Consider the following 23,365-nt stretch of genomic DNA (forward strand, 5'->3'; position numbering starts at 1 on the left):
TCTATGATGAGTTATTGAGATTCTTTCAAATTGATATTGCCGTTTTGTCTAAAATGCGTATAATCCTGTCCATATTTCTGCTGCGGGCAGATTGATTTTAGACAAGGACTACCATGCAATTAGATATAGACCGTCTGGTCGCCTATTTCGGCGGCGTGAACGCGCTTGCCGAAGCGTTGAAACGGCACGATCCCGAAAATGCCGCAACAACCGCCGCCATCTACAAATGGCGCACGCGCGGGTCGCTGCCTTTGGCGCAGCTGCAAAAGTTGACCGCGCTGGCGGAAGCGCAAGGCAGACCGCTGGATTTGAATGCTTTTTTACAAAAAAACGAATCTCTGGAGAGAACAGAAATGACACAGACTAACCGCGTAATTATTTTCGACACCACCATGCGCGACGGCGAGCAGTCGCCCGGTGCATCCATGACCAAAGAGGAGAAAATCCGTATTGCCCGCCAGTTGGAGAAAATGGGTGTCGATGTGATTGAGGCAGGTTTTGCCGCCGCCAGCCCGGGCGATTTCGAATCGGTCAATGCGATTGCCAAAATCATCACCAAATCCACAGTCTGCTCGTTGGCGCGTGCCGTTGAAAACGATGTGCGTAAGGCGGGCGAAGCCGTTTCCCCCGCTACGAAAAAACGCATCCACACCTTCATCGCCACCAGCCCCATCCATATGGAGCACAAACTGAAAATGAAGCCGCAGCAGGTCATTGATGCGGCGGTCAAAGCGGTAAAAATCGCCAAAGAATACACCGACGATGTGGAATTTTCTGCCGAAGACGCTGTGCGTTCGGATTTGGACTTCCTCGCCAAAATCTTTACGGCGGTTATCGAAGCGGGTGCGACCACCATCAATATTCCCGATACCGTCGGCTACTCTATCCCTTCCGTGTGGTACGAACGTATCAGCAACATTATCAAAAGTGTGCCCAACGGCGACAAAGTAGTCTGGTCGACCCACTGCCACAACGACTTGGGTATGGCGGTTGCCAACTCGCTGGCCGCCGTTCAGGCAGGCGTGCGCCAGGTGGAATGCACCATCAACGGTTTGGGCGAACGCGCGGGCAATGCCAGCCTTGAAGAAATCGTGATGGCGTTGAAAGTGCGTCATGATTTGTTCGGCTTGGAAACCGGCATCGATACCACGCAAATCGTGCCGGTATCCAAACTGGTGTCCACCATTACCGGCTATCCGATTCAGCCCAACAAGGCAGTGGTCGGCGCAAACGCCTTTGCACATGAATCAGGCATTCATCAGGACGGTGTGTTGAAACACCCCGAAACCTATGAAATCATGACTGCCGAATCGGTCGGCTGGTCAACCAACCGCCTGACGTTAGGCAAACTGTCCGGCCGCAACGCCTTCAAAACCAAGCTGGCAGATTTGGGTATCGAATTGGAAAGCGAAGAAGCGTTGAACGCCGCGTTTGCCCGCTTCAAAGAACTCGCCGACAAAAAACGCGAAATCTTCGATGAAGACCTGCACGCGCTGGTGTCCGACGAAATGGGCAGCATGACCGCGGAAAGCTACAAATTCATCTCCCAAAAAATCAGCACCGAAACCGGAGAAGAACCGCGCGCCGACATCGTGTTCAGCATCAAAGGTGAAGAAAAACGCGCTTCGGCCAGCGGTTCCGGTCCCGTCGATGCGATTTTCAAAGCGATTGAGAGCGTGGCGCAAAGCGGCGCGGCTTTGCAGATTTATTCCGTCAACGCCGTCACGCAAGGCACGGAAAGCCAGGGCGAAACCAGCGTCCGTCTGGTGCGCGGCAACCGCGTCGTCAACGGTCAGGGCGCGGATACCGACGTTTTGGTCGCCACCGCCAAAGCCTACCTTTCCGCTTTGAGCAAGCTGGAATTTGGTTCTGCCAAACCGAAAGCGCAAGGCAGCGGTACGATTTAACGGTTGGGCGAAAGTTATGCCGTCTGAAGTAGAAAACGCTTCAGACGGCATATTGCGATTATAATTAGGTATCCGACCCATTTTAAAAGGTTAAATGATGGATTCCCAAAAATTTACCGAAGCGTCCAAACAGCGGTTGAGCGAATTGTTGGATGCCAAAAGCGAACAGGGCAATACCATGCGTTGCGACGAAGTTCAAGGTTTTATGACGGCACTGTTGAGCGGGCCGGACAAATTGACACCGCTTGACTGGCTGCCTGAAGTGTTGGGCGACGAATCGCAATTTACCGCTGCTGAACGTTCCGAAATCGAACGGCTGGTTTTGGCAATGGCGATGGAAACAACCGCCGCAATGTCGGATAAAAAACTGCCCGATTTGTGGCTGTATGAAAACGAAGACGGCAGCAGCGATTTTTACACATGGTGCAATGCTTATCTTTACGGTTTGGATATTGTGCCGACCGATTGGTTTGAAGCCGTCGATGATGAAGAGTTTGAAGAGTTGTTTTATCCCATCATGGCATTGGGCGGTATTTACGACGAAGAGGACAACGGCTCTATCCGTCTGCAATTCACAGAAGGCGAGCTAGCGGAGCTGGAATCCGAGTTGCCTTATGCATTGGCGGATATCTACCGCTACTGGCAGGCAGTCATCAATAAACCGCAAACCGTCCGCAGGGAAGGAGAAAAAACAGGCAGGAATGATCCCTGTCCGTGCGGCAGCGGCAGAAAATACAAGGCGTGTTGCGGTAAAAATTGATGGTTCGAGCGGAATAAAATGCCGTCTGAATGTAGTTTGCGTTTCAGACGGCATTTTTGTCGGAAAGGTTTAATTTTTCCTGCTGCCGAAAAAGATGAAGCCGACTACACCCAAAACAATCATGGGGACGCTCAACCATTGCCCCATCGACAGCCCCAAGGTCAGCAGCCCGAGATAGTCGTCGGGTTGGCGTGCAAATTCGGCAATAAAGCGGAATACGCCATAGCCACCTAGGAAGAGTGAGGCCACTTGTCCGGTCGGACGCTGTTTTTTCGAGAACAGCCACACGGCGATAAACAGGCAGATGCCTTCAAGTGCAAATTGATAAAGCTGCGAGGGATGGCGCGGCAGCATATGGTATTGCTGCAACCATTCTGTCCAAAGCGGATTGTGCGCGGCGGCTTCGAGGTCTTCGTAATGCGCCTGCGGGAAGCCCATTGCCCAAAATGCGTTAATGTCGGTAACGCGTCCCCAAAGTTCTCCGTTGATGAAGTTGCCGATGCGTCCCGAAGCGAGACCCAGCGGAACGAGCGGTGCGACCGTGTCCATCAGTTTGAGGAAGCCGATGCCGTGCTTGCGGCTGAACAACCACATGGCAATAACTACACCCAAAAAGCCGCCGTGGAACGACATTCCGCCTTCCCATACCTTGAAAATATCAAGCGGATGGGCAAGGTAGTCGGAAAACTTGTAAAACAGGACGTAACCCAAACGCCCGCCTAAAATCACGCCCAAAATGCCCCAAGTGAGGAAGTCGTCGAGCGATTCTTTGGTAAAAACGGACAAGCCTTGCGCGATGCGCCTTCTGCCGAGAAAGGTAAAAAGAATAAATCCGAGGATGTAGCTTAGGGCATACCAGCGGACGGCAAGCGGGCCGATACTGATGAGGACGGGGTCGAATTGGGGATGGGTAATCATGATGTTCCTTGATTTCAAATGCCGTCTGAAAGGCGGAAGGCTTCAGACGGCATTTTCGGGGAGGGGAAATGTCAGCGCAAATCGCCGATGACGTTGAGGATGGCGGACAACGCGGCTTCGCCCAAACGCAGCGAACGCTGGCCGTTCCATCCGAAGTCGTCGTCGGGCAGGTTGGCATTGTCTTTGAACGGCATTTCCAGCGTGTAGGCAAGGCAGTTGAAACGGTTGCCGACCCAGTTGGTCGCCAAGGTCATATTCGCTTCGCCTGGCGCGTCTTTTTCGTAACCGTATTCGTCTTGGAAATCGGGGCTGGCGTTCAAAAGGGCGGTTTTGAACTGCGCTTCCAGCGCGGCAATGCGCGGATTGTAGTTCGGCACGCCTTCCGTACCTGCAACAAAGACAAAGGGCAGACCTTCATCGCCGTGGATGTCCAAAAACAAATCTACGCCGGTTTCCAGCATTTTTTCGCGCACGAAGAACACTTCGGGGCTTTTTTCCAAAGTCGGGTTTTCCCACTCGCGGTTGAGGTTCGCACCGGCGGCGTTGGTACGCAGGTTGCCAAGTGCCGAACCGTCGGGATTCATGTTTGGTACGATGTAGAAAGTGGCGCGGTCAAGCAGGGTGCGTGCTGTCGGGTCTTGCGGATCGAGCAGTCTGCCGAGCAGCCCCTCGATAAACCATTCCGCCATCGTTTCACCCGGATGCTGGCGGGCGGTAATCCAGATTTTCAAATCACTTTCGACCTGATTGCCTATGGTCAGCAGATTGATGTCGCGCCCTTGCACGGTGCTGCCCAAATCGTCGATGCGGCACAGCCCGCTGCCTTGCGCGTCGCCGAGGAGGTTTAAATGCTGTTCTTCGGAATAGGGTTCGAAATAGGCGTAATACACGCTGTTGGACAGCGGCGTATGATTGACGGTCAGTACGCCGTTTTCGTAGGAGGTCGGTACGCGGAACCAGTTGCGGCGGTCGTATGAGGCGCAAGCCTGATAATCTTCCCAGCCTTTGGGGTAGGCGGCTTCTGCCGCGTTTTCAAAACGTATGGTGCAGTTTTGATATGCCGCGCCTTGCAGCCGGAAGTAGAACCATTGTGCGAAATCGGAAGCATTGTCGGGACGCAGGGCGAGGCGGATGTTGTCAGGATTGCTTAAGTCTTTGACGATGACGGAACCGGCATCGAAGCGGGTGCTGATTTTAATCATAGGGAGTCCTTGCTGTCGGCCGGTTTCTCGAACCGGATAAGTTGTGATTTTACCGCCCGTATTGCAAGGCTTCAACCTGCCCGAAGGTGTGCCGGATGCCGTCTGAAGATTGTTTCAGACGGCGTTTGGCGTTAACATAAGCCGAAATTGTCAACAATAGGGAGCCGTTATGGAGTCTGAAAACATGATTTCCGCCGCCGACAAAGCGCGTATCCTTGCCGAAGCGCTGCCTTATATCCGCCGTTTTTCCGGTTCTGTCGCCGTCATCAAGTACGGCGGCAACGCCATGACCGAGCCTGCGCTGAAAGAAGGGTTTGCGCGCGATGTCGTGCTGCTGAAGCTGGTCGGCATCCATCCCGTCATCGTTCACGGCGGCGGGCCGCAAATCAATGCGATGCTTGAAAAAGTCGGCAAAAAGGGCGAGTTTGTCCAAGGAATGCGCGTTACCGACAAAGAGACGATGGATATTGTCGAAATGGTGTTGGGCGGGCACGTCAATAAAGAAATCGTGTCGATGATTAACACATATGGCGGGCACGCGGTCGGCGTGAGCGGGCGCGATGATCATTTCATTAAGGCGAAGAAACTTTTGGTCGATACGCCCGAACAGAATGGCGTGGACATCGGACAGGTCGGTACGGTGGAAAGCATCGATACCGGTTTGGTTAAAGGGCTGATAGAACGCGGCTGCATTCCCGTCGTCGCCCCCGTCGGCGTAGGTGAAAAAGGCGAAGCGTTCAACATCAACGCCGATTTGGTGGCAGGCAAATTGGCGGAAGAATTGAACGCCGAAAAACTCTTGATGATGACGAATATCGCCGGTGTGATGGACAAAACGGGCAATCTGCTGACCAAACTCACGCCGAAACGGATTGACGAACTGATTGCCGACGGCACGCTGTATGGCGGTATGCTGCCGAAAATCGCTTCTGCGGTCGAAGCCGCCGTCAACGGTGTGAAAGCCACGCACATCATCGACGGCAGGTTGCCCAACGCGCTTTTGCTGGAAATCTTTACCGATGCCGGTATCGGGTCGATGATTTTGGGCGGAGGGGAAGATGCCTGAAGCAAAGGCGGAAAATGCCGGCTTTGGCGGGAAGCCGGGTTGTCCGGTTTCCGCTTTTTTGGGTTTCGGGCAATTTCCAAACCGTCATTCCTGAAAAAATATAGTGGATTAAATTTAAACCAGTACGGCGTTGCCTCGCCTTGCCGTACTATTTGTACTGTCTGCGGCTTCGTCGCCTTGTCCTGATTTAAATTTAATCCACTATAGAAACAAAAACAGAAACCTAAGATCCGTCATTCCCGCCGGGAATCTGGTTTTTTGAAATCCGGTTGTTTGGGATAAATTCTCCGGCTTTGATTTTCTGTTTTTCCGATAACGCCATAACTTTGAAATTTCGTCATTCTCGCGCAGGCGGGAATCTAGACCTGTCGGCACGGAAACTTATCGGGAAAAAAGGTTTCTTTAGATTTTACGTCCTAGATTCCCACTTTCGTGGGAATGACGGGATGTGGGTTTTTGTGCGGATTTGAACCGGTAAGGGTGGTGTGGGATTGGTGGTTTGCTTAGGATCTTTTGGATTGTATTTTGTATATACATTTACTTGTTGATAAAAGATAAAATAAAATTAGAAACTAAAAGTGAGAAAAAATTAATAATAATAGGGATGTATAAATGTAAAGGCTCCGTTTCATAGCTAAGGTTATCTGAATATATGGAAAAAAAGTAAAAGTCCATAAAACTAAAATATATAGATAATGCTAATGATAATAGAATTATCACTTTCCTAGAGTAAGGATAATATTTTTTTACGATAAAAAATATAAAATAGGATAAATAATTGCCATATAGATAGATTTTGTAGTAAAATTAAAAATAAATAATAAAAATAATGTAATAAAGTATATTTTTTGACTATGAAATAAAATTGTACATAGTTGAACGAGCAGATCAAAAAATGAACTACATATAACAATAAATAATAACATATTTACCATACTAAATTTAATAGGTCTCATTATCATATTTAATAACCACTTCATAGTAAATGCAGAGTGGGTGGAAACACTCACTTTATGGTTTGCTACGCTCTGCTCAATTAGCAACCCGATAACCCAATATAGATAATAGGGTAATTAATCCAATCTAATTTGTCAGCATCCGTTAATTTATTGCAAAATAAAGTATTGAATTATGTCGGGTGCAAATGACGAAATATAAGTTTCCGTGCGGACGGATCAAGATTCCCACTTTCGTGGGAATGACGGTGGAAAGATTGTTGTTTTTCCCGATGAATTCCTGTGTTTTTTGTTTTTCCGGATAAATTCCTGTGGCTTTGAGTTTTTGGGATTTCAGCCTCAATACCGTCTGAACGCCGAATCGGGCTTCAGACGGCATTGCGTCATTTGAAATTCAAAACCGGCCAGCCTTTTTCTTTGGCTTCTTTTTCCAGTTCGGCATCGGGGTTGACGGCGACGGGTTCGTCGACAAGGCGCAGCAGCGGCAGATCGTTTTTGGAATCACTGTAAAAATAGGTTTTGCCATAGCTTTCGAGCGTTTCGCCGCGTTCGGCAAGCCATTGGTTCAGGCGGGTAATTTTTCCTTCCCTAAAGCTGGGCGTGCCGATGTAGTTGCCGGTGTAGCGGCCGTCGGCACCGGTTTCGAGTTGTGTGCCGATGATGTTGGTAATGCCGAAAAGGCGGCAGATGGGGGTGATGATAAACTCGTTGGTCGAGGAAATCACGAGGGTTTCGTCGCCTGCCATTTGGTGGCTCTGTACCAGCATACGCTGCATAGGCGAGATGTGGGGGATGATGTATTCCGCCATAAATTCGCGGTGAAACTCTGCCAGCTCTTCTTTGCTGTAACGGGCGAGCGGGGCGAGGTGGAATTTGAGGAATGCGTCGATGTCGAGGCAGCCGTTTTGGTAGTCGCGGTAGAATTTTTCGTTTTGCGCTTCGGTTTCGGCAGCGTCAACCAACCCTTTTTTGATGAGGTATTGCGGCCAGGCGTGGTCGGAATCGGTGTTGATGAGGGTGTTGTCGAGGTCGAAGATGGCGAGGTTGTTCATTGGGTTTCCTGTTGTTTCAAAAGCTGGCGCAAAAGCGGCAGGGTGATGCGTTTGCCCATGGTTACGGCGTAGTTGTCCAGCGTGTCGAGCATCATCATCAGGCTGTCCATATCGCGCCGCCAGTGTTTGAGCAGGTATTCGAAAATTTCGGAATCGACGGTTACTTGGCGTGCCGCCGCCATACTGGCGAGCGCGTCGATTTTTTCTTGGTCGGTTAGGGGCTTAACTTCGTAAACGAGGCAGTACGCCATACGCGTCCGCAAATCTTCGCGGATGACGAGCTGCTGGGGCGTGTATTCCGAACCGAGCAGCAAAAAGCCTTTGCCGCTGTTGCGGAAGCGGTTGAAGATGGAAAAAAGCAGGGCTTGTTCTTCGTTGCCCAGCTTTTCGACTTGATCGACGGCGAGGTATTCCGCCTCGAACGCGGCATCGGTCAGCGGCATGGAGGCGGCATCGATATAGGCGGCGTTTTTGCCGGCTTCGAGCGCCTGTGCGACCCATGCCTGCAAAAGGTGGCTTTTTCCCGCTCCTTCTTCTCCCCAAACATAGATGAACTGTCCGTGTTTGTGTTGGAGGACATAGACCAGCTCCGCATTTTCCGTGCCGAGGAATTTGTCGAAACTTGGGTAGTCGTGTGCGGCAAAATCAAAAATAAGCTGGTTCACGGTGCAGCATTTCAGAGGTTGGCAGATAGGTTTATTGTACGTTGTTTTTGCGCGCCTTTCCAATTTGACGATGCCGTCTGAAAACGGCTTCAGACGGCATCGTTCAGTCGCAGGCAACGTTGCCGACATTGAGGTGCATATTGTGGAACGCGTTGAGCGTGCTTCGGTGTCCGATGCTGATGATGATGCTGTCGGGCAGTTTGTGCTTTAAGGTGCGGTAGAGCATGGCTTCGGTCGGTTCGTCCAAGGCGGCGGTGGCTTCGTCGAGCAGGACGATTTTGGGCTTGGAAAGCAGGGCGCGGACGAAGGCGACGCGTTGCAGTTCGCCAGGGGAGAGTTTGTGCTGCCAGTCGTCTGCTTTGTCTAATTTATCAACCAGATAACCTAAGCGGCAGGTGTTCATAGCTTCGATTAGCTCCGGATGCTGTTTGTCGATGTCAGGATAACAAATCGCATCGTGCAGGCTGCCTTGCGCCGTGTACGGACGTTGCGGCAGGAAGAGGATGTCTTGATGAGGCGGATGGCTGACTTTGCCGCTGCTGCCAAACGGCCAAAGCCCAGCCAGCGCGCGCAGCAGCGAGGTTTTGCCGCAACCGCTCGGACCGCGTATCAGCAGGGAATCACCGCTTTTGAGCTTGATATTGATACCGTCTAATAAAACTTCGCCGTTGTGGCGGAACAGGGCGACGTTTTCCAGTGCAATGCCGTCTGAAACTTCGCTAATCTCGGGCTGCTGTGCGCTGTGTTGTTCTTCGGTACTCAGCAAAAAGCCGTACAGACGCTCCAATCGGGCGCGGTAGGCGGTGAATTTGTTGTAGAACATCCGGAAGAAAGACAGTGCGTTTTGCAGTCGTGCGAAAGCTTGGACGGTTTGCTGGATGTCGCCGATTTTGATTTGTCCGGCAAACAGGCGCGGCGCTTGCAAAATAATGGGAAAAAGCTTGATGCCGTTGGTGAACATATCGTTAAAGCCGCTCAGGCAGACGCTTTGCCGCGCGATGCGCCAACGGTTGCGGATGATGGCTTTGAAGCGGTTGGAAAGCTGGTCGTGTTCGTGTTGTTCTCCGCTGTAAAACGCCACGCTTTCGGCGTGGTCGCGCACGCGGATAAGGGAATAACGGTAGTCGCCGTTGAGTTTTTCGTTTTCATAGTTGTAACGAATCAAAGGGTTGCCTATCCACATGGCGATAAAGGTCGCCAAAATCACAAATATATAGACAAACCAAACGATGCCGTGCGGAATGTCGAAGCCGAACACGGTCAGGATACCCGCCAAGCCCCACAAAACAACGGCAAATTCTAAAGAGGTAACGACTGAATTGACCATGCCGCGCACAAATTCGATGGTCGAAGCGATGAATTCCTGCGCGTCCTGTTGGATACGCTGGTCGATGTTGTCCGGCGCATGGCGGCGCATTTGCAGGCGGTAGTAGTTTTTGTCGGCAAGCCAGCGTGAAGTCAAAACTTCATTGAGCCGCTCCGACCATTTAATCGCCAAGCCTTGATCGAGGAAGTCGTTGACGACATTGTTAAACGCCCGTATCAGCACCACGCCCGCGTTCATCGCGGCAAACATCCAAAATGCCGAAGCATTCAAATCCTGCATCGAGTCGTAAAGCCCTTTGGACATAAAGGTACTCAATACATTCAGCCGCACTTCGGTTAACAGCAGCGTAATCATCGCCGTAATCAGCAGTAAGACTTTGACCGCGCTTTTCGGTGTCAGGCAAAGGCGCAGGATATAGGCAAACTCGCGCCCGAAACGCGTTTTCCGTGTTAAAAACAGAATCACCGCCGAAGCGGCGGAAACTATCAAGAGAGTCTGTAAAAGCCAAAGCGGTGTGGAATAAAGCTCGGTTTGCCATTTTTGCATGGGAAATCTCTTACGGTATCAATGCCGTCTGAAAAAGACGGGTACAGTTGATTTTTTGATGAAATTTGGGGAAGTTTTGCCGGTCAGGGTACATTGCGTGTTAATTTACCATACAACCACTCCGGAATTAAGTTTAAATTTGAATAAAAGGTTCGGGTTCTGCAAAATACAGAACCCGAACCTTGTTCGGATATTGAAACCGGCCGCCCGATTTTGGGCGGTACGGCTTGCAAGTATCAAGATTCGCATATGCCGTCTGAAGCTCGGAGAGGTTCAGACGGCATATGCTTATTTGGGCTGCTCTTCGACGAATCTCGGGCCTTTCAGGATGCCGTTGTGGGAATAGGGCGACAGCAGGTTGTATGCGGCGGTTTTGGAAACCTGATAACCGCGGTCGGTCAGGCTGTTGGCAATCTGATTGACCACTGCGCCGACCAAAGCCCCCAATAGGCCGCTGTTGCTGTTGTTGCTGCCTTCGCGGATGCTGACCGAACCCGACCACAACTCTTTCCCGTTGCGGGAATCGACCAGCCGTGCTATGGCGGATACGGTGGTTACGCTGTCTAAAATTTGATATGAAGTGCCGTATTCGGTAACCGTAATGTACAAAACCGCATCATTGCCGAAAATCTGATGCAGTTTTTCCGGACGGACGGCGTGAATATCGGCGGCATTGGTCAAGCCGTTTTGTTTGAAGGTTTCCTCTACGACTGCGGCGGGGAAGACGTAATAGCCGGCTTCGGAAAGCGGCTCGGCGGTCGAAGCCAGCATCCCCCAAGTGCCGTTGACATCGGGCGACTCGTTCAGCGGCGGAACCACCAAAATTGAAGCCGGTTTGCTTTCCTTGAATGACGTGTAGTCGAAATCGGGCGCTTTTTGAACTTGGCAGGCAGACAGTGCCAACACGGCGGCAAGCCCTAAAATCAAAGGTTTCATCGCTTGCCTCCTTTACTAGTTTTCATCAGGAAGTCCATAAATACGCCCGATTCGGGAAACAGCCTTTTCTCTTCTTCAAACTGGCGGAACGCGCCCTCTTTGTCTCCCGAACGGGAAAGCAGCAGTCCCAGATGGGCGTGCGCACCCGGGGCGGCATTCATTTTTTTGTTGCCGGCTTCCACAAAGTATTTTTCCATCTTTTCGGTCTGCTTGCCCAACGAAGTGTCGTCGTTTTTCAAACCTTCATAGACGGTGTCGGGATAGCCGCCGTAATAATACAGGGATTTTTGCCCGTTGCCGCCGCAGGCGGTCAGAGCCAAGACCGCCGCACACAGCGACAAACGGCTCAAGGTTTTCAGATTCATCATTTGTCCTTAACGGTTGGGTTGCCATACGCCGTTGTCGACAGCCTGAACCAGATTGTTGACGGCTTCGCGGATTGCCAAGTCCAAAACTTTGCCGTTCAAAGTCGCATCGTAGCCGGAAGTGCCGCCGAAACCGATGATTTCACGGTTGGAAAGTGCGTATTCGCCCGCGCCCTGTGTGGAATAGACGATTTCGGAAGTATTGACGTTGACGATATTCAGAGCCACTTTTGCATAGGCGATTTGCGATTTGCCGCGACCCAAAATGCCGAAGAGCTGATGATCGCCGACATCTTTGCGTCCGAATTCGGTTACATCGCCGGTAACGACATAATCTGCGCCTTTCAGGTTTTGCATTTTGCCGGAAATGCCGGATTCCTGTTTCAATGCGCTAAGGTTGGTGCGGTTCAGTACGTTGAAGCGGTTGGTTTGTTGCAGGTGCGTTACCAGAATGGTTTTCGCCTGGCTGCCCAAACGGTCTTCCCCGTCGGAGAAAATGCCTTTTTGGAAACTGGAGCGGTTGTCGAATGTTCCAACGGAAATCGGGGTGCGAACACCGTGATATTGCGTATTGTAGGAGGCGACTTTTGCTACCTCGAGGCTGCGTGAGGATTCGACCGCACAGCCGGTCAGTGAAACGGCAGCGGCGGCAAAAGCGATGGCGGCGGAAATTTTCTTCATGAAAACTACTCCAAAATTGTTAGAGGAATAAAGAGGTTGTTATTATTATTTGCATGTAATTTTTAGTCAAGGTGTTTTTGTCTGCCGGGGTGTCGAAAGATTTGCCTGTGTCGGCATATTGGCGGATATGGCGTGTTTTTTGATGCCGTCTGAAAAGGAGGGCGGGTGTGGAACCCGCCCTTTGATCGCAGGGCACATGGGGCGCGATTATCTACCGCCCGTTCTGCATTGCTTCCATGACGGTGAGCTAAGCCGACCGTAAACAAGGCCGTCTGAAATAGGCGGCCTTTACAGGATATTATTTTTCGTGCATAATGCAGCCACATACAAAAACGGCCAATGTGGGTGACCTATCCAAGTGCAGTAACCAGCCTGCTACCCACTAACGGCCAATTTTTTACGCCTATTTATCATGAATACATCTTTCGCCATCCTTATTGACGCGGGTTTTGCCAAACGCAAAATCAAAAGCCAAACGGGCAGACCCGTACAGGCGGCCGACTTTGCCAGTCTTGTGGAAAGTATCAGGAGAAATGCCTACTTGACGGACAAAAACCTGTACCGCGTTTTCTACTACGATGCCCCGCCTGCCGACGGCAAACTAAACAACCCGCTGGACGGCAGCACATTCGACTTGTCGGCATCAAATGTTGCCCGCAACAACAAACAGCTGCTGGAAGGTTTGAAATTACTGCCGTTTTTTGCCCTGCGCATGGGGCAGGCATCCACCAACGGCGATAGCTGGAAAATCAAAAGGCAAAGCAGTCTGAACCCCGTCCCGGGCGCAAACAGTGCTACACTGAACCCCGACGACATCACGCCGAATATCACGCAAAAGGGCGTGGACATGAGAATCGGTTTGGATATGGCAACATTGGCATTGAAAAAACAAGTCGGCATTATCGTGCTGGTAACGGCGGACAGCGATTTCGTCCCCGCTGTCAAACTTGCCCGTACCGAAGGCGTACAGATTTTCCTTGCCCATATGGGGCATACGACCAAGCCGGAATTAAAAGAACACGCCGATGTTCTGTTGGACGGCATTTCCGTCTGACCCTCTTTTTTAGGCTGCCTTCCGGCGGCCTTTCCCTTATATGCAGCCTGAAAAGGCTGCTTTTTTATTGGAGAATCTAAATGGCAAAACAAAAAGGAGATTTAGAGGTAAATGATTTCGCCGCTCTGCCCTTTGCTTTCGGCACTTGCCCACCAGACAAATGCGGGTAGCACGTCCCCGTAGCTTTTGCGTTCGCTTTTGGCTTCGCCCGGGTGGGATTTGATGCGTTGCGGGGAATTGATGGGGCCGGGGACGAGGACGTTGGCGCGCAGGTTGCCGAAGCGTTCCCATTCGTCGGCGGCGACTTTGCACAGGTAGTTCAATGCGGCTTTGGACGCGCCGAAGCCGCCCCAGTAGGCTTTGGGTGTTTCGCCGTGGCTTTCTCCGACGAAGATGACGGACGCGTCGGGCGACTGCTTCAGCAGCGGGAACAGGGCGCGTGTCAGCCCCATCGGGGCGACGGTGTTGATGCGGTATTGGTTGACCCATTCGGAGACGGTTTGGAAATCCAGCGGCGAGAGGGCGTAAAAATAGCCGGCACAGTGGACGATGCCGTCCAGTTTGCCTTGCGTGGCTTCGGCAATGGTGGCGGCGAACTGTTCGAATTCTTTTTCTTCCGCACTCATCAGGTCGAAACGGATGGCGAAGGGTTCGGGGTGTCCGGCTTCGACAATCGCGTCATAGACTTTTTCCAGTTTTTTCTGATGGCGTGCCACCAGAATCACGGTTGCGCCTGCCGCCGCATAGGCTTTGGCGACCTGTTCGCCCAGGCCTTGCGATGCGCCGGTTACTAAGATGGTTTTGTCGGACAGTGTCGCCATACTTTTTCCTTTTTGGTGGTCGGTCGGGGGTATTTTAGCGTTTTGCAGCACCTTGTAAAGCGTCCCGATGCCGGCCGACGTTTTCAGACGGCATCGTTCAGGCTTTGCAGGCAGGCTTCCGCCGACGCGAAACCTGATTGTACGGCGGCTTCGAGCGTGGCGGGGTAGTATGGGTGGAGGTAGTCGCCGGCGGGGAAGATGCGGTGCCGGTGCAGCCACGACAAATCCGGCGGCGGGGCATCGGCTGCGGTTGTGGCGCGTTTTTCGGTGATGACGCGCACGGCTTCGGGTTCGCCCAAATGCGGAAGGATGCGTTTGAGGTCGGAGTGGACTTTGTCCGCCCACGCCCGGTTTGCAAACGCGCCGACGCGGTCGGAAACGCTGATGACGGCGGAGACTTCGTTTTCCGGCAAGCCGAGCCTGCCCCGGCAAAGCAGCCATTGTGCCGTGCCGTCGGCAAGGCCGGTCAGCGGGGCGGACAGGCGGACGGGTTCGGCGTAGCGCAGATAGACGGTGGTGATGGCGTGATAGCGAAGGTTTTGATATGCCGTCTGAAGGTGTTCGGGCGTGCCTTCGGGCAGGAGCGCGGCGGCGTGGTAGGGCGCGGTGGCGGGGACGGCGGCATCGAAAGCTTCGCCGTTGACGAGCACTTTCCCGTCCGGGAGGGTGTTCAGACGGCATACGCGCGTTTCGAGGCGGATGTCCGCGCCGAGCCGTTGAAGCTCCGCCAAGGCGGGTTCGGCGACGATTGCGCCCAAATCCTGCTTGGGTAGGAGATAGTCGCTGCCGGATTTTTTCGTCAGCACGCCGTCGGACAAAACGTTGCACAACACGCGCAGGCTTGCGGTTTCCAAAGGCGTGTTGAGCGCGCCCCAAACCAAGGGCTGCCAAAACTGCATCACGGCGGCACGCGGCACGTTCCGCTGTTTCAGCCATTGCGCCACTGTCGTGTCGGGCTGTCCGAGGCGTGCGGACTTCTGCAAATCGGACATATCGGCAAGCAGTTTGGCTTTGAATGCAGTCGGTGCACGCCGGGCAAGCAGCACGCCGCCCAAAATATGCAGCGGTGCGGGCAGGGGGAGGGCGCGGAACTGCAAACCGCCGTGCATATGCCAGTGCAGCGGTACGCGCAAAAAGGCGGCACGGGGATCTGAACCGATGGTTTTCATCAGGCGCAACACGCCCCGGTATGTGCCGAGCAAAATGTGCTGCCCGTTGTCCAAAAAACCGAAACCGTCGGTATTTCCGGCCAGTGTGCGCGCCCTGCCGCCCGCCTGCCTGCCGGCTTCAAACAGGGTAATGTCGGCGTGCCGCGCCAAGGTAACGGCGGCGGACAAGCCGGCCCAGCCTGCGCCGATGACGGCGATTTTCGGGCGCGGATGCGGCGTGTTCATCATTTATTCCTCCAATGGTTGAGACCCCGTTTTCGGGGCGGCGGGGGTTGGGTTTTCCTGAAGGGCGGTATGCGCCTTATGCCCGTTCCGGCGTGCCGGGGCGCGGTTTGAATCCGAATAACCAAGTCTTCAGGGCAATGCGTTTTTTGCGCGGCGAAGGGAGGGCGATTTTGTATTTGAGGACGTTTTGCGCGCCGTCTCGGTCGATTTCGTTTAAAAGCGCGTAATAAACCGCCGCCATAACCAGTCCGACTTTTTGGGCTTTTTTGTCGGCATCAGGCAGCAGCGATACGGCTTCGCGGTAGGTTTCGCGGGCGCGTTTGATTTGGAACGCCATCAATTCGGCAAAATTGTCCGTCGGGCTGCATTGCAAAATCACGCTTGCGGGTACGTCAAACCGCCGCATTTCCTCCATCGGCAGGTAAATCCTGCCGTTGCGCGCATCTTCGCCGACATCGCGGATGATGTTGGTCAGTTGCAGCGCAAGCCCCATTTTGTCGGCGTATTCCAGCGTTTTGCCGTCTGAAAACCCCAAAATCCGCGCAATCAGGCAGCCGACCACGCCTGCAACACGGCGGCAATACAGTTTCAATTCTTCAAAACAGCCGTAACGCGCCCGAACCAAATCCATCTGCATCCCGTCGATTAAGGCTTCCAATTCATATTTCGGCAGATTGAAGGTTTCCTTAACCTGCTGCAAGGCCTGATTGACGGGGTGTTCCGGCATCTCGCCGCCGAACACCTTGTCTAAATCGCCGCGCCACCAGTTCAATGTTGCCTGTGCAACATCGGGGTTGGAACATTCGTCAACCACATCGTCCAATTCGCGGCAAAAGGCATATAAAACCGTTACCGCATCCCGTTTTTCCTGCGGCAGGAAACGGAAGCCCGATAAAAAACTGGAGCGGCTTTCTTCTGCTTTTTGACGGCAATAGTCGAGTCCTTTCACGATTTATATTCCTAATGATGGGCGGGAAAGGCGGATTTTATCGGCATTTGGCGGCAGAGGGCAATTTCGGCGGCACGGCCCAATCCTTAGCGGTTTGCTCAACTATCGGCGCAAATTCTGTTAAAATGCCGACTTCCTTCCTTTATACACCGCACCGACAGGCAGAATTTATGGCTCTTTTGCAGATTTCAGAACCGGGTATGTCCGCCGCCCCGCACCGGCACCGTTTGGCGGCAGGCATCGATTTGGGTACGACCAACAGCCTAGTCGCCACCGTCCGCAGCGGCAGTGCCGCCTGCCTGCCCGATGCCGACGGGTGCGTTACCCTGCCTTCCGTCGTCCGCTATCTGGAAAACGGCGGCATTGAAGTCGGCAAAACCGCCCTGTCCGCGCAAAAATCCGACCCGCTGAATACCGTCAGCTCCGCCAAACGCCTTATCGGACGGACGCTTGCCGATCTGCATCAAAATACGCATTACCTGCCTTACCGTTTCGGCGACAATCAACGCATTATCGAACTACATACGCGGCAGGGGGTGAAAACGCCTGTCGAAGTGTCGGCGGAAATCCTCAAAACCCTTAAATTGCGCGCCGAAGAAACCTTGGGCGGCGATTTGGTTGGTGCTGTTATTACCGTTCCCGCCTATTTCGATGATGCCCAACGCCAAGCCACCAAAGATGCCGCGCGTCTGGCCGGTTTGAACGTATTGCGACTGCTCAACGAACCCACCGCCGCCGCAATCGCCTACGGGCTGGACAACGCCTCAGAAGGCACGTTTGTCGTGTACGACTTAGGGGGCGGCACATTCGACGTATCCGTATTGCAACTGACCAAAGGGCTGTTTGAAGTCAAAGCCACCGGCGGCAACAGCGCGTTGGGAGGCGACGATTTCGACCATCGTTTGTTCTGCTACCTGCTCGAACAAAACGGGCTCTCCCAACTCAACGAACAAGACAGCCAACTCCTGCTTTCCCTTGTCCGCGCCGCCAAAGAACAATTGACCACGCAAACCGAAGCACGTATTCAGGCGACGTTTTCAGACGGCATGGCAATCGACACAAGCATCAGTCGCGCCGAGTTCCACAACCTGACGCAGCATTTGGTGATGAAAACGCTCGAACCGGTCAAACAGGCGTTGAAAGATGCCGGTGTCGGTAAAAACGAAGTCAAAGGCGTGATTATGGTCGGCGGTTCGACCCGTATGCTGCACGTCCAGCAGGCAGTCGCCACCTTTTTCGGACAAACCCCGCTGAACAACCTCAACCCCGACGAAGTTGTCGCGCTCGGCGCAGCCATACAGGCAAACGTCCTCGCAGGCAACAAAGCCGACGGCGAATGGCTGCTGCTGGACGTTACGCCCTTGTCGCTCGGTTTGGAAACCTACGGCGGCTTGGCGGAAAAAATCATCCCGCGCAATTCCACCATCCCCACTGCGCGCGCGCAGGACTTTACCACCTTCAAAGACGGTCAAACCGCGATGACGATACACGTCGTACAAGGCGAGCGCGAACTGGTTGCCGACTGCCGCAGCCTTGCCAAATTTACCTTGCGCGGCATTCCGCCTATGGCGGCGGGTGCGGCGCGTATCCGCGTAACCTTCCAAATCGATGCGGACGGGCTGCTGTCCGTTTCCGCCCAAGAACAAAGCACCGGCGTACACGCGCAAATCGAAGTCAAACCTTCCTACGGCCTGGACGACGGCGCGATTACCCGAATGCTTAAAGACAGTATGGACAACGCCGCCGAAGATATGGCGGCCCGCGCCCGCGCCGAAGCCGTGGTCGAAGCCGAAAGCCTGACCGATGCCGTCAACGCCGCCCTCGAGTTGGACAGCGATTTGCTGGAAGCCGAAGAATTGCAACAGATTCGGCAAGGCATCGCCGATTTGCAAGGCCGTCTGAAAGACGGAAAAGCCGAAGACATCCGTGCCGCCGCCGCCAAACTCGGCAGCATCACCGACAATTTCGCCGCCAAACGCATGAACCGCAACATCCAACGCGCGCTGACAGGCCAGAGTGTCGATAATATTTGATACTTAAACGGTTTCAGACGGCATAGATATAACCTGATGCCGTCTGAAGGCTCGAAAACACTTGAAAAACATCGATATGGAAAAGTCAGGCATTGTCTATCTGATGAAGGCCGTCATCAAGGGCGTGTATAAAATCGGCATTTCGGACGTAAGCAATTTTGAAGGCAGAATGCGCCATTTGGAAAACAACGGCTATGCGAACGTTGCCGGATTGGAGCGCATCCTCGCCGTCAAAACCGACAATTACAAAGAAAAAGAAAACCTGCTCCATGAAATTTTCAGTAAAAGCAGGATAGGCGATACCGAATTGTTCGCCGTGGACGAGAATCTTGTAAAACGTTTGTTTTTATCGCTTCGCGGCGAAATCGTGTTCCCGAAAAACGAAACGGCGGAATCGGAATTTGAAAAAAGCGTCCACGAACGCCGGCAGGAAGGGAATGCCGTATCCGGCCGCAAACAACTGCTTGATTTTGTACGGCGCGGACACCGGGAATACCCTTACGCGCTGCCCCGGCTTTTGGCGGGCGCGGCATCCTACAAGCCGAGAAAATCGAAAATCCGCCTTTTTAAAGAAGCATATTTCGGCAAAAGCGGCACGAGGCTGACCGACGAAATTGCAGACGGCATCCATATTTACACCTGTTTTTCGCGGGCGGATTTGGAAAAAGCCTATTCCGAATATTTGGAATTTTTCAAATCCGAATCGGATGCCGAAGGCAGAAAACCGCAGTAAGGTGCAAACAGATACCGTACACGTTGAGGAGCAGTATGATGGGCGATTCCGTCATTTATTATGTAGAACAGGCAGACGAACCGGTAAACCGTGCCGGCGAACGCGCCCGTAAAACATTCAAATACTTTTGGCGCGAGCTTTTTTGGGAACGCCGACGCATTATTCCCGCCCTGGATTTTGCTATGGTCAAAGTCCCTTTTTTCCAAGACGGCGAAGACGGCGAAATTTGCGAACATATGTGGATCGACGATATTTATTTTGACGGTCTTTATATTTACGGTGTGCTGAACAATGAACCCGGCGAACTGACCAATGTCGAACAAGGCGAAAGCGTTTGCGTTCCGGTTGACGACATCAGCGACTGGATGTTCGTGTGCAACGGCATCCCCTACGGCGGCTTTACCATACAGGCAATGCGCGGACAGATGACGGAAGAGGAGTGCGCAGAACACGATGCCACATGGGGAATCGATTTCGGCGATCCCAGACAGATATTGCTGGTGTATGAAGAAAAAGAACACCCCGAAAATCTGGAAGAGCATCCGATGTGCCGGAACTGTATTGACGATTTTCGGCAACAGTTGTCCCAAAATCCGGATTTTCTGCATGAGCAGGACGAAGACGGCTATACGCCGCTTCATCATGAAGCCATCGCAGGAAATGCACTTATGGTTCAAGCCATGCTTGAATACGGCGCAAATCCTGCCTCAAAGACATCGGAAGGCTATACCGCCCTCGATTTTGCCCGCCTGACGGGCTGGCAAAATGTTGCCGACCTGCTCGAACCGCGACATTAGGCAGACAGTTTTCTGAAAAACGGACACAACCACTTTTTACAGAAAGACAATAAAAATGCCCAAAATCACCGTACTTCCACACGCAACATTATGTCCCGAGGGTGCAGTCATCGATAACGCGCCCGAAGGCAAAACCGTCCTTGATGTGCTGCTCGACCACGACATCGAAGTCGATCACGCCTGCGAAAAATCCTGCGCCTGCACCACCTGCCACGTCATCATCCGCAAAGGTTTTGACAGTTTGGAAGAGCCGACCGAATTGGAAGAGGACCTGCTCGATCAGGCTTGGGGTTTGGAAGCCGATTCGCGCCTGAGTTGTCAGGCGGTTGTCGCCGGCGAAGATTTGATTGTGGAAATCCCCAAATACACCATCAACCACGCGCGCGAAGAACACTGAGAACAGGCCGTCTGAAGCCGGCGCGCTTCAGACGGCATTGTTGCGCGGATAAGGCGCAATCGCCCGAAAACAGGCGTTCGTACAGGCGGAACTTTCGATTCTATATGATTTTTATCGGTTTTCTGACGGAACGGGCAGGTGCGGCATCCGAGACGGATTACTCGGACGCGATGCACGGGTATTTACCGGTTTTGCAGCCGGAAAAACCGCCGGCGGGTTACTTTCAGGGCGGCGGTCGGGCGGTATGCCGGATAGCGTTCCACTTTCGCTTCTATATTGATTTTGATTGGTTTTTTGACGGAACGACCCGATGCGGCATCCGAGACGGCTTGCGTTTCTTCCTGTCCGCCTGCCGGATTTTCCCATCCTTGCGCGAAACCGAAAGAGACGGCGGCGCGGCGGACAAGGTCGAGATAGCGTCCTTCAAGCTCGGGGCAGGCGGCGGACACGCTTTCTGTCGTAACCGTGAAGCCGCCGCCCGACCCGGAAAGGCGTTCCGCAATCTGCGTGTAGATGCGCCAACGCCGGGCGCGCAACATTGCCGCATCGCAACCGGAAGCCGCTTTATCCAAGGCAATCAGACCGCGCCTGTTCCGGTAGTGAAGGCAAACCGTTACTCTGTAGAGGGTATGTTGTCCGTCCAATATTTGATACAGTTTGCGTATCAGCAGAATCAGACGGTCAAACTCCTCCATCTCCGACAGGGAGTCGGGATGGTCGGAAGCGGTATAAACCAGTTTGGACAATTTTGCGACCAACGGATTGTTCATCAATCTTCCTTGTCGGTTGAAACCCCGCTCTTCGGGGCGGTAGAATCAGATTTGTTTGGGAGGGGCAACTCCTCCCAGATTAGGACACATAGGGTGGTGTCCGGCGAGTTGAAACATTCAGCCATCCTCAAAGGGCGGCAGTTTTGCCGAAACATATTCTACACGGCTTCAATGCCGGACGATAAAAGGAAATTCATATGAAATGGACCGACACCCGGCGCATCGCCGAAGAACTCTACGACCTGCACGGCGAAACCATCGATCCAAAAACCGTGCGCTTTACCCAACTGCGCGACCTGATTATGGCATTGCCCGAATTTGACGACGATCCCGCCCGTTGCGGCGAACGCATCCTCGAGGCTGTGCAGCAGGCATGGATAGACGAGGCAGAATAAGTTTCGGCAATGCCGTCTGAAATACGGCGGTACGCGGTTCGTACTTCTGTTTGCAGCGGGAACGGTTTTACCAGTCTCCTTTTTTCAGCCTGTCCAGTTGGCGGCGGTCGCGCTTGGTCGGCCTGCCGTCGGGATACGCGTGGCTGATACGGCTGAATTCGTCGAGCTGCCTGCGTTTTTCCCTCAAGTCTGCCGTTGCCTGGTCTTCTTCATAAAGGCAACGCGCCTCCGATGCCGGACGGCGTTGATTGTTTAAACCTTTAACTTCAATCTTATAGGGTAGGGAATTGAGCGTCAGCTCGATAATATCGCCGATGCCGACGGATTTGCTGTTTTTAACCTTTGAACCGTTTACCTGAACCCTGCCCAGTTCGATGTGTTTTTGTGCCAACGACCTGGTTTTGAAAAAGCGTGCAGCCCACAGCCATTTGTCCAGTCGTATGGCGGAAGAATCATTGTTGTCTTTCATTATGATTTTTGAAGCAATTGAATTTGTTTTGAGTTTAGCATAAGATACGCAGCTTTATAACTAGTGTATATACACTAATCCTTTGTTTCCCATTCTCCCGAATATAAAAAATAGGGGGCGGGAAACGGTCTGCGGCAATAAATTAACTGCGTAATATGCGCAAATAGCGTATGATAACGGCAGAATCTGTTGATGAGAGCTTCATTTTATGAAACCTGTTTTTTTGGATTTTGAACAACCCATAGCCGAACTGACCAACAAAATCGATGAGCTGCGTTTCGTCCAAGACGAGTCTGCCGTCGATATTTCGGACGAAATACACCGTTTGCAGAAAAAAAGCAACGACCTGACCAAATCGATTTTCAGCAAACTCACACCCGCCCAAATTTCACAGGTTTCCCGGCATCCGCAGCGTCCCTATACTTTGGATTACATTGACGCGCTGTTTACCGATTTTGAAGAGCTGCACGGCGACCGCCACTTTGCCGACGATTATGCGATTGTCGGCGGATTGGCGCGTTTCAACGGACAAAGCGTGATGGTTATCGGGCATCAGAAAGGGCGCGACACCAAAGAAAAAATCCGCCGCAACTTCGGTATGCCCCGTCCCGAAGGCTACCGCAAAGCCTTGCGCCTGATGAAAACGGCGGAAAAATTCGGCTTGCCTGTCATGACCTTTATCGATACGCCGGGCGCGTATCCGGGCATCGGCGCGGAAGAACGCGGGCAGTCGGAAGCCATCGGCAAAAACCTGTACGAACTGACGCGCCTGCGCGTTCCCGTTTTGTGTACCGTCATCGGCGAAGGCGGTTCGGGCGGCGCATTGGCGGTTGCCGTAGGCGATTACGTCAATATGCTGCAATATTCGACCTATTCCGTTATTTCCCCCGAAGGCTGCGCGTCTATTTTGTGGAAAACCGCCGAAAAAGCGGCTGATGCGGCACAGGCTTTGGGCATTACTGCCGACCGCCTGCAAAAGCTGGACTTGGTCGATACCGTCATCAAAGAACCATTGGGCGGCGCGCATCGGGATTTCGGGCAAACCATGAAAAACGTGAAAACCGTTTTGGAAAAACAACTGCACGAAGCGCAAAGTATGCCGCTCGCCGATTTGCTTTCACGCCGTTTCGACCGCATTATGGCTTACGGCAAATTTTCGGAACAATAATTCG

23 protein-coding genes and 1 pseudogene are annotated in these 23,365 nt (G+C 52.8%); 10 read left to right on the forward strand and 14 right to left on the reverse strand.

Going from position 1 to position 23,365, the window contains the following annotated elements:
* The first annotated feature begins 113 nt into the window (after positions 1-113).
* Both Q9J79_RS01405 and Q9J79_RS01410 read left to right on the forward strand, forming a co-directional pair.
* Entirely contained in the window at positions 114-1,907 is a 1,794-nt protein-coding gene (locus Q9J79_RS01405; RefSeq protein ID WP_301911328.1) for a 2-isopropylmalate synthase, read from the forward strand.
* Positions 1,908-2,004: 97 nt separating this feature from the next.
* Positions 2,005-2,667, forward strand: coding sequence for a YecA/YgfB family protein (locus Q9J79_RS01410; protein ID WP_301673757.1), 663 nt, complete (start codon positions 2,005-2,007; stop codon positions 2,665-2,667).
* Between the two features lie 69 nt (positions 2,668-2,736).
* On the opposite strand, the gene lgt is transcribed toward Q9J79_RS01410, so the two are convergent.
* Together lgt and Q9J79_RS01420 are read right to left on the reverse strand one after the other, a co-directional pair.
* Entirely contained in the window at positions 2,737-3,585 is an 849-nt protein-coding gene (gene lgt / locus Q9J79_RS01415) for a prolipoprotein diacylglyceryl transferase (RefSeq protein WP_301673696.1), read from the reverse strand.
* Between the two features lie 71 nt (positions 3,586-3,656).
* A complete protein-coding gene (locus Q9J79_RS01420; protein ID WP_301911327.1) occupies positions 3,657-4,787 on the reverse strand; it encodes a M14 family metallopeptidase in 1,131 nt (376 codons plus the stop codon).
* 169 nt (positions 4,788-4,956) lie between these two features.
* Here Q9J79_RS01420 and argB point away from each other — a divergent pair, with 169 nt between their 5' ends.
* A complete protein-coding gene (gene argB, locus Q9J79_RS01425; RefSeq protein WP_301911326.1) occupies positions 4,957-5,853 on the forward strand; it encodes an acetylglutamate kinase in 897 nt (298 codons plus the stop codon).
* A gap of 98 nt (positions 5,854-5,951) precedes the next feature.
* On the opposite strand, the pseudogene Q9J79_RS01430 reads toward argB, so the two are convergent.
* From Q9J79_RS01430 to Q9J79_RS01460, 7 genes and pseudogenes are all read right to left on the reverse strand, one after another.
* Positions 5,952-6,059 (reverse strand): annotated as a pseudogene (locus Q9J79_RS01430) (IS5/IS1182 family transposase); the annotation flags it as partial.
* 1,133 nt (positions 6,060-7,192) lie between these two features.
* Positions 7,193-7,861, reverse strand: a complete 669-nt coding sequence (locus Q9J79_RS01435) for a histidinol-phosphatase (protein WP_301911325.1) — start codon at positions 7,859-7,861, stop codon at positions 7,193-7,195.
* Positions 7,858-8,526, reverse strand: a complete 669-nt coding sequence (hda, locus tag Q9J79_RS01440) for a DnaA regulatory inactivator Hda (protein ID WP_002259910.1) — start codon at positions 8,524-8,526, stop codon at positions 7,858-7,860. Before hda ends, Q9J79_RS01435 begins: the two co-directional genes overlap by 4 nt.
* A 103-nt stretch (positions 8,527-8,629) precedes the next feature.
* Complete coding sequence (locus tag Q9J79_RS01445; protein WP_301911324.1) at positions 8,630-10,399, reverse strand: ABC transporter ATP-binding protein/permease; 1,770 nt, start codon at positions 10,397-10,399, stop codon at positions 8,630-8,632.
* 288 nt (positions 10,400-10,687) lie between these two features.
* Positions 10,688-11,335, reverse strand: a complete 648-nt coding sequence (locus Q9J79_RS01450; RefSeq protein ID WP_301673702.1) for a DUF799 domain-containing protein — start codon at positions 11,333-11,335, stop codon at positions 10,688-10,690.
* Entirely contained in the window at positions 11,332-11,700 is a 369-nt protein-coding gene (locus Q9J79_RS01455) for a DUF4810 domain-containing protein (protein ID WP_301673758.1), read from the reverse strand. The genes Q9J79_RS01450 and Q9J79_RS01455 overlap by 4 nt, the downstream gene beginning before the upstream one ends.
* Positions 11,701-11,709: 9 nt before the next feature.
* Positions 11,710-12,381 carry a CsgG/HfaB family protein gene (locus Q9J79_RS01460; RefSeq protein WP_301911323.1) on the reverse strand — a complete coding sequence of 224 codons (672 nt, stop codon included), beginning with the start codon at positions 12,379-12,381 and terminating at the stop codon, positions 11,710-11,712.
* Between the two features lie 412 nt (positions 12,382-12,793).
* On the opposite strand from Q9J79_RS01460, the gene Q9J79_RS01465 reads away from it, so the two are divergent.
* A complete protein-coding gene (locus Q9J79_RS01465; RefSeq protein WP_200523225.1) occupies positions 12,794-13,435 on the forward strand; it encodes an NYN domain-containing protein in 642 nt (213 codons plus the stop codon).
* Positions 13,436-13,536: 101 nt separating this feature from the next.
* Here the strand turns inward: Q9J79_RS01465 and Q9J79_RS01470 are convergent, their stop codons facing one another.
* From Q9J79_RS01470 to hpnD, 3 genes are all read right to left on the reverse strand, one after another.
* Entirely contained in the window at positions 13,537-14,256 is a 720-nt protein-coding gene (locus Q9J79_RS01470) for an SDR family oxidoreductase (RefSeq protein WP_301911322.1), read from the reverse strand.
* A gap of 83 nt (positions 14,257-14,339) precedes the next feature.
* Positions 14,340-15,653, reverse strand: coding sequence for a hydroxysqualene dehydroxylase HpnE (hpnE, locus tag Q9J79_RS01475; protein ID WP_301911321.1), 1,314 nt, complete (start codon positions 15,651-15,653; stop codon positions 14,340-14,342).
* Positions 15,654-15,726: 73 nt separating this feature from the next.
* Complete coding sequence (gene hpnD, locus Q9J79_RS01480) at positions 15,727-16,599, reverse strand: presqualene diphosphate synthase HpnD (protein WP_301911320.1); 873 nt, start codon at positions 16,597-16,599, stop codon at positions 15,727-15,729.
* Between the two features lie 170 nt (positions 16,600-16,769).
* On the opposite strand from hpnD, the gene hscA reads away from it, so the two are divergent.
* From hscA to fdx, 4 genes are all read left to right on the forward strand, one after another.
* Positions 16,770-18,632 (forward strand): Fe-S protein assembly chaperone HscA, encoded by a 1,863-nt coding sequence (hscA, locus tag Q9J79_RS01485; protein WP_301911377.1) that lies wholly within the window; start codon positions 16,770-16,772, stop codon positions 18,630-18,632.
* A 76-nt stretch (positions 18,633-18,708) separates the two neighbouring features.
* Positions 18,709-19,365 (forward strand): GIY-YIG nuclease family protein, encoded by a 657-nt coding sequence (locus Q9J79_RS01490; protein ID WP_301911376.1) that lies wholly within the window; start codon positions 18,709-18,711, stop codon positions 19,363-19,365.
* A 35-nt stretch (positions 19,366-19,400) separates the two neighbouring features.
* Positions 19,401-20,162, forward strand: a complete 762-nt coding sequence (locus Q9J79_RS01495) for a DUF2314 domain-containing protein (RefSeq protein WP_301911319.1) — start codon at positions 19,401-19,403, stop codon at positions 20,160-20,162.
* Positions 20,163-20,217: 55 nt separating this feature from the next.
* A complete protein-coding gene (gene fdx / locus Q9J79_RS01500) occupies positions 20,218-20,559 on the forward strand; it encodes an ISC system 2Fe-2S type ferredoxin (protein WP_002213569.1) in 342 nt (113 codons plus the stop codon).
* 182 nt (positions 20,560-20,741) lie between these two features.
* On the opposite strand, the gene Q9J79_RS01505 is transcribed toward fdx, so the two are convergent.
* Positions 20,742-21,329: an amino acid permease gene (locus tag Q9J79_RS01505; RefSeq protein WP_301911318.1), complete on the reverse strand. Its 588-nt coding sequence runs from the start codon at positions 21,327-21,329 to the stop codon at positions 20,742-20,744.
* Positions 21,330-21,526: 197 nt separating this feature from the next.
* Between Q9J79_RS01505 and iscX the strand changes: the two genes are divergently transcribed.
* The gene (gene iscX / locus Q9J79_RS01510; RefSeq protein WP_002248850.1) at positions 21,527-21,724 is read left to right on the forward strand and encodes a Fe-S cluster assembly protein IscX; all 198 of its coding nucleotides are present in this window, start codon (positions 21,527-21,529) and stop codon (positions 21,722-21,724) included.
* Positions 21,725-21,791: 67 nt separating this feature from the next.
* Here the strand turns inward: iscX and Q9J79_RS01515 are convergent, their stop codons facing one another.
* Entirely contained in the window at positions 21,792-22,193 is a 402-nt protein-coding gene (locus Q9J79_RS01515) for an RNA-binding S4 domain-containing protein (RefSeq protein ID WP_301911317.1), read from the reverse strand.
* Positions 22,194-22,401: 208 nt separating this feature from the next.
* Here Q9J79_RS01515 and Q9J79_RS01520 point away from each other — a divergent pair, with 208 nt between their 5' ends.
* A complete protein-coding gene (locus tag Q9J79_RS01520) occupies positions 22,402-23,361 on the forward strand; it encodes an acetyl-CoA carboxylase carboxyltransferase subunit alpha (RefSeq protein WP_301669842.1) in 960 nt (319 codons plus the stop codon).
* The last annotated feature ends 4 nt before the right edge of the window (positions 23,362-23,365 follow it).

This window comes from Neisseria viridiae, assembly GCF_962747995.1.
Classification (GTDB): Bacteria; Pseudomonadota; Gammaproteobacteria; order Burkholderiales; family Neisseriaceae; genus Neisseria; species Neisseria viridiae.